Genomic DNA, 12,566 nt, shown 5'->3' with positions numbered 1-12,566 from the left:
GGGTGCGTAGGGTCGTACGCATGAGTAGTACCGCTCGCCCCGACGACGACAGCGGCAGGTCGAAGACCTCGGTGCCCGGCACCTCCGCAGCCGACCCGCTGGCCCCCCTCGCCGCGTTGCCGGGCGTGCCGGAGGCCGTTGAATCCGTGCGCAAGTCCGTCGACCGGGTCTACGGGCACCGCATCATGCGCCGTCGCAGCAGTGAGGTCACCGCGGAGGCCACACTGCGCGGAGCCCGCGCCACGGCCGCTGTGGAGGGCGTCGACTGGGCGCTCGAAGAGGTGCGCCGTCGCAGCGACTTCGGCGCCGAGGCCGAGGCCCGTACGGTCGGCGCGGCATTGCGCGTGACGGCCGAGGCGGGACAGCTGCTCGACATCTGGCAGCAGTCACCGCTGCGTGTGCTGGCCCGGCTGCATCTGGTGGCCGCCGGTGGCGTGACGCCGGAGGACACCGTCGGCCGCCCGCGGCGCCCCGGTGAGCCGGTCGACGGGCCGGACCTCGGCCTCGAGCTGCCCGGCGCCGACGAGGTCGCGGCCCGGCTGGACGGTCTGGCCCAGCTGATCACGGGCAGCACCTCGGCCCCCGCCCTGGTGATCTCCTCGGTGGTGCACGGCGAACTCCAGGTGCTGCGCCCGTTCGGCTCGTACAACGGGCAGGTCGCGCGTGCCGCCGAACGCGTCGTACTGATCGCCAGCGGCCTCGACCCCAAGGCCATCTGCCCGGCCGAGGTGGGTCATGCGGAGCTGGGCCTTGAGGCGTATCTGACGGCCTTGGCCGGCTATGCCTCGGGAACACCCGAAGGGATGACCGAGTGGATCGCGCACTGTGGCCGCGCTGTCGAGCTCGGCGTACGGGAGAGCACCGCGGTGTGCGAGGCGATGCAGCGCGGCGCGGCCTGAGGGGCTGGAGCGCCGCCTGAGAGCTTTTGGGCTCCTGTGGTTTGGGGCCCGGAGAGCTTTGGGGTGTGGAAATGCGGCGGCCCCGCCACAACGGGCGGGGCCGTCACTGGCACGTCCACCGGGTTACCAGTGCGTGCTTCACATTGCGTCCGGACATCAGGGTGGGACTTTGCCCTTCCCTGACGGGACCTGCCCGATCGCGGGCTATGCGTCGCGTGGGTACCCGGTATTCATGCATCCGGTCCGTGGGGCCAATGAGAACGGGATCCTCTCGGATTCCGCCGGTCTCGCGGGCCGTCAATTCCTTTGTACTCCGTGCGGGAGCTGAGCGGAACCCCTGCTCCCACATCTTTACTTTTGCCCTCAACTGCGGGCGTCTCAGGGGAAACCGGACATCGGCCGGCGGGGCGGTCTCGGAAGGCTCTCAGAAGGGGCGGAGGTTCGGCCGTCGCCGACTGTTGAGCCATACGAACCCCGCTGTCGCCGCGGCGGCTCCCACCGCCACAGCCGTCAACGCCAGCGCAGGCCGGGACGGCATCGAGAGCGAGGGGATGCGCTGCTTGAGCCGTACCGGCCGGGAGAACGTCAGGACGGGCCACTCGCGCGCGAGCGCCTCCTTGCGCAACGCCCGGTCCGGATTGACCGCGTGCGGGTGGCCGACGGCCTCCAGCATCGGCAGGTCCGTGACCGAGTCGCTGTAGGCGTAGCAGCGCGCCAGGTCGTACCCCTCGGACTCCGCCAGCTCCTGGATGGCCTCCGCCTTGGTCTGGCCGTAGGCGTAGTACTCGATCTCTCCGGTGAAGCGGCCGTCCTCGACGACCATCCGCGTGGCGACCACCCGGTCGGCGCCGATCATCCTGCCGATGGGCTCGACCACCTCCGCCCCCGAGGACGAGACGATCACCACGTCGCGGCCCGCCAGGTGGTGCTTTTCGATCAGAGAAGCGGCCTCGTCGTAGATGATGGGGTCGATCAGACCGTGGATGGTCTCCGCGACGATCTCCCTGACCTGCTCGACGTCCCAGCCGCGGGCGAGCCCCGAGAGGTACTCGCGCATCCGCTCCATCTGATCGTGATCGGCACCTCCTAGGAGATATACGAACTGCGCGTAGGCAGTCCGCAGCACTGCGCGGCGATTGATCAGGCCACCCTGGTAGAAGGACTTGCCGAAGGTGAGCGTGCTCGACTTCGCAATGACCGTCTTGTCCAGATCGAAGAAGGCGGCTGTGCGGGGCATCGCGAGATTTTCCACGGTACTGAGCATAGGGGCCCACCATTCGGCGTACTCTGGGGCGCGTGGGTTTGCCTGAGAAGGCTCTCGGGTACACCATGGAAGTCACGGATCGTTCGCGACCGTGCTAACCCGGCCCGACTCCTCCCCCCCCGAGTCGGCCGTGGGGACGACCCCCGCTCTCCCCCCCGGCGGGGGTCGTCGCATGTCCGGGGGCCTTTTTCCGCCTCGGCCCGAAGTGGCCGGGGCTTTTTCGATCTTTCGGTACCGGACGCTCCGATTCCCCTGATCTGTAACTGACCGTAATCGCGGGGCTGCTCTCCGATAGTCACTGGTTTGGGTGAGCGAGTTATTCACAGTCTCTGGGTTGTCCACAGTTTTCGACCATGATCCACAAGTTTTTCCGGTTCGCTGCACCGTGAATCCCGTCGGCGTCCGCAGCTGTTTGCGGACGCGAGTGCTCAACTGACGGGGAGGGGCCGGAGCATGGCCGAAAACATTCTGATTGTCACCGAGGACGAGGAACTCCTCGATGACCTACTGCGACTGTGCGCAGCCGCCGGGACGGAGGCCCAGGTAGCGCACGGCGGCCCTACGAACCGGACGGGGTGGGCATCGTGGAGCGGTGCGGCCTCCTGGGAACGGGCGCCCCTGGTGCTCGTCGGCGACGACTGCGCCCGCGCTTCCGGCTTCGGCGACGCCCCTGTCCCCGGCCCCGACCACGGACCTCCGAGGCCGAGCGCGGGTGGGGCGGTGCCACGGCGGCCTGGAGTGCTGCTGGTCGGGCGGGATTGGGACGACCCGGGCGTATGGGAGCGCGGAGTCCGTGTCGGTGCCGAGAGCGTGGTCCTGCTGCCAGACGCGGAGAGCTGGCTGACCGGCCGCATCGCCGACGCGCTGGAAGGAGTCGGCCAGACGGCGCTGACTGTCGGGGTCGTCGGGGGGCGGGGCGGAGCCGGAGCCTCCACCCTGGCCTGCGCCTTGGCGGTCACCGCTGCGCGCACCGGAGAGCAGACCATGCTCATCGACGCCGACCCGCTCGGTGGTGGCCTTGACGTCCTGCTGGGCGCGGAGCGGACCCAGGGGCTGCGGTGGCCGGACCTGGCGGAGTCCCGGGGCCGGGTCGGCGGCACTGCCCTCGCCGAATCCCTGCCGCGCTCCCACGACCTGAGCCTGCTCAGCTGGGACCGGGGCGATCGTGCCCTGGTGCCCGCCGAGGCGATGAAGTCCGTGCTCTCAGCCGCGCGGCGGCGCGGCGGCGTGGTCGTCGTCGACCTTCCGCGGCAGGTGGACGAAACCGTCGCGGAGGCTCTGGTCCAGCTCGACCTCGGGCTGGCCGTCGTGCCCGCCGAACTACGAGCCGTCGCCGCGGCGCACCGGGTGGCGGCCCGGATGCAACTGGCGGTCCGCGATCTGCGGGCAGTGGTGCGGACTCCCGGCGGCCCGGCCGGTGCCCATGGATACGGCTCGGGGCTGGACGACACGGAGGTCGCCCGGCTGCTCGGGGTGCCGCTGGCCGGGGAGCTGCCCTGGGAGCGCGGCCTGCTGGAGGACATCGACCGGGGCAGGCCACCCGGCTCCGCGAAGGACGGCGCGCTGGCCCGCTTCTGCGGCCGGTTCTGGGAGCGCGCGCTGAGCGGGGGAGGGGTGGCGGCGTGACCGGGCCGGACAAGAGCTCGCGGGGCGCCAGGACGGCGCCGGGAGCCGCGCCTGACGCGGACGACGCCGGAGCGGGCGCCCGGCTGCTGGACTCGGTACGGCGCAGTCTCGCCGAGGCCGGGGCCGAGCCGACCCCCGCCCGGGTGGCGGCCGCACTGCGGGCCCAGGGACGGCTGATGGGGGACAGCGCGGTGCTGGGCGTCGTGGAGGCCCTGCGCTCGGAACTGGTCGGCGCCGGACCGCTGGAACCACTGCTTGCGGACCCGGAGGTCACCGACGTACTGGTGACAGCTCCCGACCAGGTGTGGGTCGACAGGGGCCAGGGGCTCGAGCTCACCCAGGTGCGCTTCCCCGACGCGTCCGCCGTCCGCAGGCTCGCGCAGCGGCTGGCGACCTCGGCAGGACGCCGGCTCGACGACGCCCGCCCCTGGGTGGACGCCCGGCTTCCGGACGGCACCCGGCTGCACGCGGTACTGCCTCCGGTAGCCGTGGGCTCCACCTGCCTGTCGCTGCGCGTGGTGCGCCCCCGGGCATTCGGTCTCGACGAACTCGTTGCCGCGGGGACGGTTCCGCCTGGCGGGGAGCGGCTGCTGCGGGCCGTGCTGGACGCGCGCCTCTCGTTCGTCGTCAGCGGCGGCACCGGCTGCGGCAAGACGACGTTGCTCTCCACGCTGCTGGGTCTGGTCGGCCCCGACGAGCGCATCGTCCTCGCCGAGGACTCGGCGGAGCTGCGCCCCGATCACCCCCACGTGGTGCGACTGGAGGCCCGCCCGGCCAACCAGGAGGGAGTGGGCCGCGTGGAACTGCGCGATCTGGTACGGCAGGCGCTGCGCATGCGGCCGGACAGGCTGGTCGTGGGCGAGGTCAGGGGCCCCGAAGTCACAGATCTGCTGGCCGCGTTGAACACCGGCCACGAGGGCGGCTGCGGCACCGTACACGCGAACGCCGCCGCCGATGTCCCGGCCCGGCTCGAGGCCCTCGGCACGACGGCGGGGCTCGACAGAGCGGCCCTGCACAGCCAGTTGGCGGCCGCGCTGGACGTGATCGTGCACCTGGTGCGAGGCCGCGACGGCAGGCGCCGGATCTCCCAGATCCACGTGCTGGAGCGGGACGTCACCGGGCTGGTGACAACGGTGCCGGCCGCCGTTTGGAGCGGGCCTGACGAGCGCCGCCCTGGTGTCGCCGGGAGTGGGTTCGTCCGCGAGCGGGGCTGGCGGCGACTGGAGGAGCTGTGCAGGCGGCGCTACGCCGAGGGCGGCCTGCCCATCAGTAGCGGTTCCGTAGGCGGTGGCGTCGACGGGCGGACGCCCGCGGTGGCCGGTGTGCCAGGCGGTCCGGCGGCAGGGCCTTGGACAGGGGCTGCGGAGGGGAGCGTTCGATGACAGTGGCGAGCGGTGCCGGAACGGTGGGGACGGAGCCCGCGGTGGCATACGCGGCGTACGCCGCAGTGGTGTGCGCGGGGGCGGCGGCCTGGCTGATGACGGGACGGCACGACGGAACGCGGCGGGCCAGGCTGTTGCTCGCCGGTGGCGGAGAGGTGGCGGCGCGACGGCCGGCCTTCGAGCCGCCCGGCTGGTGGCAGGACGCCGTCGCCGCGGTGCGGGGGCGACTGGGCGAGCGGGTCGGGCCGGAGTGGTGGTGCCTGCCCGGAGGGCTGCTGGTGGCGCTACTGGGCCAGTCCTGGATCCCGCTGATCGCCGGGCTGGTCGCGGTTCCGCTGGTGCGCGGCTGGCTGCGCCGCCGCACTGCGGACCGGGCCGCGCGGGAGCGGGAGGCCGCCGTGGTCGGGCTGTGCGCGGCCGTCGCGGGTGAACTGCGGGCGGGCAGGCAGCCGGACGGCGCGCTGCTGGCCGTCGACCGTTCCGTGGTGCGGCACTTCGGGGACGCGGGAGCCGCGGTGCTCGCGGCGGCCCGGTTCGGCGGCGACGTACCCGGGGCGCTGCGGGAGGCGGCGCAGCTGCCCGGCGCCGAGGGGCTGGCCGGTGCGGCGGCCTGCTGGCAGGTGGCGGTCGAAGGCGGCGCGGGGCTGGCCGAGGGACTGGAAAGGGTGGCGGGCGCGGTGCGGGCCCGTGGAGAGCAGCGCGAGGACCTGCGGGCGCAGCTGGCGGGCCCCCGCTCCACCGCCTTGGTGCTCGCGCTGCTGCCGGTATTCGGACTGGCCATGGGCGCGGCCATGGAAGCCGATCCGCTGTGGATCCTGCTGCACACCCCTGCCGGCTTCCTCTGTCTGGCGGTCGGGCTGCTGCTGGAGTGGGCCGGGTTGTTCTGGGTCGCCCGCATCGTGCGCTCGGCCGAGGGCACCGCCGAGGGACCGGGAAAGGCGACGGATGCCGAGTTGGCGGGGCGCGGGACCGGGCCGACGAGCCGTGGGGCGGCGCCGACCGGGAGCCGGTCGAGGTGAGCGCCGGCTGGGCGGAGGTTGTCCCCAGGGTGTGGATGTGGACTCCGGCGGCTGTGGCGGTGCTGGCGGCGGCCTGGTGTGTGACGGGAGTTGTGGAGGTGGTCAGGCGAGAGGGGGCTGTACGACGGCGAGCGGGCCTGGTGTGTGGCTCCTCTGAGGGCGGAGCCGCAGGAGGAGCGACCCGGGAGGGGGCGGTGGCCGGTGCGCTGCCGGGCCGATGGGCGGCGGCAAGGCGGAAGTGGGAGGGAGTGCTGCGAAGGAGACGGGTGCGGGAGGGGGCGGGGGTTACAGGCGCCGGGGTGCTGGGGGTGCTGCTGATCGGCGGACCGGTGGGATGGCTGGTGGGCGGCGCGGCTGCCTGGGGCACCTGGCGGTGGCTGCGGCGACAGCCCGATGCGGACGACTCCCGGACGGTGGCGGAGCGGGCTGCCGAAGCGCAACTTCCGCTTGCCGCCGAGCTGATGGCGGCCTGCCTCGCGGCGGGTGCCGAACCCCAGCGCGCGGCAGAGGCCGTGGGGGGCTCACTGGGTGGCCCGTTGGGAGAGCGACTGACCAGGGCCGCGACGGAGCTGCGGCTGGGGGCAGAACCGGCGCTCGTGTGGGGGCGGTTCGCGGAGCGGCCGTGGGGTGTGGAGTTCGCCCGGTGCATGGAGCGGGCCGGGGTGGCCGGAGTGCCCGCGGTGGAGTCCGTGACCCGGCTGGCCGCCGGACTGCGAGACAGCCGGGCGCGAATCGCCGCCAGCCGGGCGAGACGGGCGGCGGTGCTGGTCACCGGGCCACTGGGGCTGTGCTTTCTCCCCGCGTTCCTGGCGGTGGGAGTCGTCCCCGTACTGCTGGGGCTGGCGCGGTCGCTGTGGTGAGGGCGGCGGCCGGCTGCCGGGCAGCGAGGCCGGCGCGGTGAGCAGGCACGGACGCGGTGAGCGGGTCCGGAGAAGAACAGATGCGAAGTGTGCGAAGCGAGGGAGGACATGGCGGTGTTGGCGAGGATGCGGCGACTGTGGGAGAGGGCGCGGGCGGCACGGAGGCTCAGCGGGGACCGGGGCATGAGTACGGCCGAGTACGCCATGGGCACGCTCGCGGCGGTCGCGTTGGCCGCGGTGCTCTACAAGGTCGTCAACAGCGGCCCGGTAGGAGCCGAATTGCAGCAGCTGATCGAACGGGCGCTCCGTGCGCCGTTCTGAGCTGACCGCTGGGACACGCCCCGGCGCGGGCGTACGTGAGGGCGCGGGGCGCCGGTGGCTGCGGCGGGGAGACCCGAGCGCGGGCTATGTGACCGCGGAGGCGGCAGTTGTGATCCCGGCTCTGGTGCTCCTGGTGGCGGGGCTGTTGTGGGGGCTGATGGCCGCGGTGGCCCGCATCCAGTGTGTGGACGCCGCTCGGGCCGGGGCGCGCGCTGCGGCCCGCGGTGAACCCGAGGGCGGGATCGCGCAGGCCGTGCGGTCCGCGGCGCCGCCCGATGCCCGGGTGGAGACGGCGAGGGAGGGCGAGCTGGTGAGAGTGGTGGTACGGGCGAGAACGGTCGGTCCGGGACCGCTGGCCGTGGAGCTGCGGTCGGAGGCGGTCGCGTTGGACGAGAGGAGGGCAGGTGGCGGCGAAGCTCCGTAGCGACCGGGGGTCGGCCTCGGTGTGGGCGGCGCTGAGCGTGGTGGTGCTGTGCGGAGTGTTCGCGGCAGTGCTCGGTTTCGGCCAGGCGGTCCACGTACGACATCGGGCAGGCGCCGCCGCCGATCTGGCCGCCCTCGCGGCCGCCGACCGGGCATTGGAGGGCCCCGCAAGAGCCTGTGCTGCGGCCCGCCGGGTGGCGCAGGCGCAGGGTGCGCGGGTGGCCAGGTGTGCGGTGCGCGGGGAGATCGCGGACCTGGACGCGGGGGTGCGCTGGGGCCCGTACACGGCACGGGTGCGGGCCCGCGCGGGCCCGGCCGGCGGCCCGTTGGACAGCCCGCCCGGTGGGCCCGGCAGGGAGGGAGGAGTCGACCGGGGGGACGGCTGAGGGCGCCGCGACCGGGGTCAGGCGGCGGAGCGGAGGAGTTCGGTGAGCAGGCGGATGGCGCCGCGTTTGTGGAGGGGGTCGTTGGCGTTGCCGCACTTGGGTGACTGGATGCAGGAGGGGCAGCCCGCCTCGCATTCGCAGGCGGCGATGGCGTCGCGGGTGGCGGTCAGCCAGGCGCGGGCGGTGTGAAAGGCCCGCTCGGCGAAACCGGCCCCGCCCGGCTGGCCGTCGTAGACGAAGACGGTGGGAAGGAGCGTGTCGGGATGCAGGGCGATGGAGACACCGCCGATGTCCCAGCGGTCGCAGGTGGCGAACAGCGGCAGCATGCCGATGGCGGCGTGCTCCGCGGCGTGCAGCGAGCCCGCCAGGATCTCCGGGTTGATCCGCGCGGTGTCGAGCTGGTCCTCGGTGACGGTCCACCACACGGCGCGGGTGCGCAGCGTGCGGGGCGGAAGGTCCAGCTTGGTCTCGCCGAGGACCTCGCCGGTGATCAGGCGGCGGCGCAGATAGGAGACGACCTGGTTGGTGACCTCGACGGAGCCGAAGCACAGCCGCGCCTCGCCCCAGGGGACCTCGGCCTCGGTCTCGAGCACGGCGAGAGAGGTGGTGTCGCGGGCCATCGTCGTCCACGGCGGGCTGGATTCCTCGACCAGCGCGGCGGAGTCCTCCAGATCGAGCTGTCGCACCACATAGGTACGGCCCTGGTGCAGATGGACCGCGCCCTCGTGGACGGTGGTGTGCGCGGCACCGGCGTCGACGGTGCCCAGCAGCCGACCGGTGCCCGCCTCCACCACCTGGACCGGCTTGCCGCCGCTGCCGCGGATGTCGGTCAGATCGGCGGCCCGCTCCTTGCGGGTCCAGTGCCAGCCGGAGCTGCGGCGGCGGAGCAGCTTGCGCTCTTCGAGCTTGCCCAACAACTGCTCGGTCTCCGGCCCGAAGAGGGCGAAGTCGGCCTCGGTGAGCGGGATCTCGGCTGCGGCTGCGCACAGATGGGGGGCCAGGACGTAGGGGTTGTGCGGGTCCAGGACGGTGGACTCGACGGGGGTGCGGAAGATGGAGTCGGGGTGGTGGACGAGATAGGTGTCCAGCGGTTCGTCCCGGGCGATCATGATGGCCAGCGCGCCCTGCCCTGCCCGTCCCGCGCGGCCGGCCTGCTGCCAGAGGGAGGCACGGGTGCCGGGATAGCCGGTGATCAGCACGGCATCCAGCCCTGAGATGTCGATGCCGAGCTCCAGCGCGTTCGTGGCGGCGAGCCCCAGCAGCTCTCCGGTGTGCAGGGCTCGTTCGAGAGCGCGCCGCTCCTCGGGCAGATAGCCGCCGCGGTAGGCCGCGATCCGCGACGACAGCCCACCCCGCCGCCCGGCCCCGGGCAGACTCCCGCCCCCGCGTGCGCCTGGTACGCCGTCGCCCGCCCTCGCGGCGCCGAGTCCTGGCTCGGCAACACCATCGCCCGGCCCCGCAGCACCCTCGCCCCGTGCCGTGGTGTTGCGGTCCCGTTCGGGCGACCCTGCAAGGTCCCGTTCGGGCGCCGCCGCAGGTGTGTCGTCGGCTTCGTCCGATTGCCTGGGGGCGGGGATGGCGGCGAGGCGATCCTGGGCGATGAGGGAGATCAGTTCGGCGCCGCGGCGGGAGCGGACGAAGGCGACGGTGCGGACACCGTGCGCGGCGAGGTCGGTGAGGAGTTCGGCGGCCTCGGCGGTGGCGGTGCGGCGTACGGGGGCACCGCGTTCGCCCTCCAGTTCGGTCAGCGGCGGCTCCCACAGCGCGAAGACCGTCTCGCCGCGAGGGGAGGTGTCCTCGGTGATCTCGACGGGCCGTACGCCGGTGAGCCTGGCTGCTCCCTCGCCGGGCGCGGCGGCGGTGGCGGAGGCGAGCAGGAAGACGGGCTCGGAGCCGTAGCGGGCACACACCCGGCGCAGTCGGCGCAGGACCTGGGCGACGTGCGAGCCGAAGACGCCGCGGTAGGTGTGGCACTCGTCGATGACGACATAGCGCAACGCGCGCAGAAAGGAGGACCACCGGGTGTGGCCGGGCAGCAGGCCGCGGTGCAGCATGTCCGGGTTGGTGAGCACGTAGTTGGCGTACAGGCGCACCCATTCGCGCTCCTCGACCGGCGTGTCCCCGTCGAAGACGGCGGCGCGTACCGCCGTGCCCAGTGGGGCGGCCAGGTCGGTGACGGCACGCCGCTGGTCGGCGGCGAGCGCCTTGGTGGGGGAGAGGTACAGCGCGGTGGCGCCGCGGCCGTTGGGGGCCTCGGCGCCGTCCAGCAGGGTGCTGAGAACGGGGACGAGGTAGGAGAGGGACTTGCCCGAGGCGGTGCCTGTGGCGATGATCACTGAATCGCCGTCGAGGGCGTGCGCCGCGGCACGGGCCTGGTGCTCCCAAGGACGGTCGATGCCCGCGTGACGTACGGCATCGATCACTTCCGGCCGGATCCGGTCGGGCCAGTGCGCATGGCGACCGTTTCGCGGGGGCAAGTGCTCCGTATGGGTGACACGCCCGGCGCGGTCCGGCCCACTGGTGAGACGAGCGAGCACATCGCGAGGGTCGCCGCGGAAGGCCGAGCCGTGGGGCTCGACTCGCGGGCGCACGCTCGCGGACCGGGTGTGCTGTTCGTTGGCCATCGGTACCGAGTGTGTCACTGGCGAGGCGGACAATGGTCGTAAGGCGTCGTCCTCGCCAGCTGGTAAGTGATTGAATGCCTCTGCGGCTGCCGATCCGTCCCCTGCCTTTGGGGGTACCTCCCTCCGTCAGGGCAGGGGGAGGGAGAACCGAGGGGGCTGACCGCTCGATAGCAAGGTGCTGGAGGATCCGTGGACCTGTCCCTGTCGACCCGTACCGTCGGCGATCGCACGATCGTCGAGGTCGGTGGCGAGATTGATGTATACACCGCGCCCAAGCTGCGCGAGCAACTGGTCGAGCTCGTGAACGACGGCAGTTACCACCTCGTCGTGGACATGGAGGGTGTCGACTTCCTCGACTCCACCGGACTCGGCGTGCTTGTCGGCGGGCTCAAGCGGGTGCGTGCCCACGAGGGCTCGCTGCGCCTGGTCTGCAACCAGGAGCGCATTCTCAAGATCTTCCGGATCACCGGTCTGACGAAGGTGTTCCCGATCCACTCCTCGGTCGACGAGGCCGTAGCGGCCACTGACTGATGTGCCGGGCCGCCGGTCCGCCCCTCCCGGGGTGGTCCGGCGGCTTACCGGTTGACTGGTGCGCGGTCGTTGGGGTCGGCTCTCCGAGTCCCCGGCCGGGCCCCGCAGACACTCAGGGAAGACCGAGGGGGATGGCATGGCCACCGTTGAGCTGCTCTTCAGCGCGCTGCCGGAGCACGTCCGTACGGCGCGGCTGGTGGCCGCCGCCGTGGCGCGGCGGGCCGGGGTCGATGAAGCCGTGCTCGACGAGGTGCGGCTGGCTGTCGGCGAGGCGTGCACGCGCGCCGTCGGGCTGCATATGAGCCATGGCCTCAGCAGTCCGGTGCGGGTGTCGCTCATCGAGGACGAGAAGAAGTTCTCGATCGAGGTGGGGGACGAGGCGCCGCACCGGCGCTTCACACTGCCCGGCGGCACGCTCGGCGCTGGCGCCTCGGCGGCGCCCCAGGACGCCAAGGCCAACGAGAACGGAAACGGCCCCGGGGGCGGCGGCCTCGTGGAGGCCGAGGGCGCGTTGCTGCCCGGAGCACGGGACGAGATCCCCGAGCCGGTCCCCGAGGAGGACGAGGGCGACGGCGAGATGGGGCTCGCGGTGATCAGCGGGCTGGTGGACGACGTCGAGGTGACGACCGACGAGCACGGCGGCGTCATCCGCATGAGCTGGCCCACGACGGAGCCCGTCCTCCCCTGACGCCCCGCCCAGGAGGGCCACACCGTAGAGCTGGCGCACACCGCACGGGGCTCGCTCACACCGCACGGCGTTCGCCGCCACCGATCCGGAGCGCCCGCACGGCGCGTGCCTCGCCGCCGCCGATCCGGCGCGCCACACCACGCGGGGCTCGCCGCCGCCGACACGGGCGCCCCCACGCGCGGGCTTCGCCGATGCCGCCACCCCGGAACGCCCCCAGCGCGGCCCTCGCCGGCGCCGCCGACCCAGTGCCGGCCTCCCTCACGGGCCACAACACGCCCACCCCCTTCCCGCCCCGGCAGCGCTCTGCGCCGAGGCGCTGAGGAGCCAAGACGCCAAGGCGCGCCGAGCGGAGCCGCCGACGAAGACCGCCCCGTCCCCTGAGCGCGAACCCCCCGGCGTCCAGGCGCGCGTCAGGCGTCCTCCCCCGAACTCACTCTGAACCTCCACATCCCCACCAGTCATAGCCCGCCACATCGTGGCGAGCCCGTGGCGGGGTTTTTGATCTTTGAGTGGGCCGTCCGTGTGGTTTTTCGTGATCTTCAT

The 12,566-nt window shown here is 73.0% G+C and carries 12 protein-coding genes; 10 read left to right on the top strand and 2 right to left on the bottom strand.

Going from position 1 to position 12,566, the window contains the following annotated elements; genetic code table 11:
• Positions 1 to 20: 20 nt before the first annotated feature.
• Positions 21 to 899, top strand: coding sequence for an oxidoreductase (locus ACQEU8_RS16140; RefSeq protein WP_433101141.1), 879 nt, complete (start codon positions 21 to 23; stop codon positions 897 to 899).
• A 424-nt stretch (positions 900 to 1,323) separates the two neighbouring features.
• On the opposite strand, the gene ACQEU8_RS16135 is transcribed toward ACQEU8_RS16140, so the two are convergent.
• Positions 1,324 to 2,163: an HAD family hydrolase gene (locus ACQEU8_RS16135; protein WP_433101139.1), complete on the bottom strand. Its 840-nt coding sequence runs from the start codon at positions 2,161 to 2,163 to the stop codon at positions 1,324 to 1,326.
• Between the two features lie 453 nt (positions 2,164 to 2,616).
• Between ACQEU8_RS16135 and ssd the strand changes: the two genes are divergently transcribed.
• The 7 genes from ssd (at position 2,617) to ACQEU8_RS16100 (ending at position 8,180) form a co-directional block, all read left to right on the top strand.
• Positions 2,617 to 3,789: a septum site-determining protein Ssd gene (gene ssd, locus ACQEU8_RS16130; protein WP_433101137.1), complete on the top strand. Its 1,173-nt coding sequence runs from the start codon at positions 2,617 to 2,619 to the stop codon at positions 3,787 to 3,789.
• A gap of 83 nt (positions 3,790 to 3,872) precedes the next feature.
• A complete protein-coding gene (locus ACQEU8_RS16125; protein ID WP_433102435.1) occupies positions 3,873 to 5,171 on the top strand; it encodes a TadA family conjugal transfer-associated ATPase in 1,299 nt (432 codons plus the stop codon).
• Positions 5,168 to 6,190 carry a type II secretion system F family protein gene (locus ACQEU8_RS16120; protein ID WP_433101135.1) on the top strand — a complete coding sequence of 341 codons (1,023 nt, stop codon included), beginning with the start codon at positions 5,168 to 5,170 and terminating at the stop codon, positions 6,188 to 6,190. The genes ACQEU8_RS16125 and ACQEU8_RS16120 overlap by 4 nt, the downstream gene beginning before the upstream one ends.
• A gap of 266 nt (positions 6,191 to 6,456) precedes the next feature.
• Positions 6,457 to 7,050 (top strand): type II secretion system F family protein, encoded by a 594-nt coding sequence (locus ACQEU8_RS16115; protein ID WP_433101133.1) that lies wholly within the window; start codon positions 6,457 to 6,459, stop codon positions 7,048 to 7,050.
• A gap of 108 nt (positions 7,051 to 7,158) precedes the next feature.
• Positions 7,159 to 7,371: a DUF4244 domain-containing protein gene (locus ACQEU8_RS16110; RefSeq protein ID WP_433101131.1), complete on the top strand. Its 213-nt coding sequence runs from the start codon at positions 7,159 to 7,161 to the stop codon at positions 7,369 to 7,371.
• A complete protein-coding gene (locus ACQEU8_RS16105; RefSeq protein ID WP_433101129.1) occupies positions 7,358 to 7,795 on the top strand; it encodes a TadE family type IV pilus minor pilin in 438 nt (145 codons plus the stop codon). Before ACQEU8_RS16110 ends, ACQEU8_RS16105 begins: the two co-directional genes overlap by 14 nt.
• Entirely contained in the window at positions 7,776 to 8,180 is a 405-nt protein-coding gene (locus ACQEU8_RS16100) for an Rv3654c family TadE-like protein (RefSeq protein WP_433101127.1), read from the top strand. The genes ACQEU8_RS16105 and ACQEU8_RS16100 overlap by 20 nt, the downstream gene beginning before the upstream one ends.
• Before the next feature lie 17 nt (positions 8,181 to 8,197).
• On the opposite strand, the gene ACQEU8_RS16095 is transcribed toward ACQEU8_RS16100, so the two are convergent.
• Entirely contained in the window at positions 8,198 to 10,804 is a 2,607-nt protein-coding gene (locus tag ACQEU8_RS16095) for a DEAD/DEAH box helicase (protein ID WP_433101125.1), read from the bottom strand.
• Positions 10,805 to 10,993: 189 nt separating this feature from the next.
• Here ACQEU8_RS16095 and bldG point away from each other — a divergent pair, with 189 nt between their 5' ends.
• Positions 10,994 to 11,335 (top strand): anti-sigma factor antagonist BldG, encoded by a 342-nt coding sequence (gene bldG / locus ACQEU8_RS16090; RefSeq protein ID WP_016473000.1) that lies wholly within the window; start codon positions 10,994 to 10,996, stop codon positions 11,333 to 11,335.
• A 136-nt stretch (positions 11,336 to 11,471) separates the two neighbouring features.
• Positions 11,472 to 12,023 carry an ATP-binding protein gene (locus ACQEU8_RS16085; RefSeq protein ID WP_433101123.1) on the top strand — a complete coding sequence of 184 codons (552 nt, stop codon included), beginning with the start codon at positions 11,472 to 11,474 and terminating at the stop codon, positions 12,021 to 12,023.
• Positions 12,024 to 12,566: the final 543 nt, after the last annotated feature.

The sequence above is a fragment of the Streptomyces sp. CA-250714 genome (genome assembly GCF_050936705.1).
Lineage (GTDB): Bacteria > Actinomycetota > Actinomycetes > Streptomycetales > Streptomycetaceae > Streptomyces.
The sequence above is the reverse complement of the archived record's forward strand: the minus strand, read 5'-3'. Positions and strand labels throughout refer to the sequence as shown.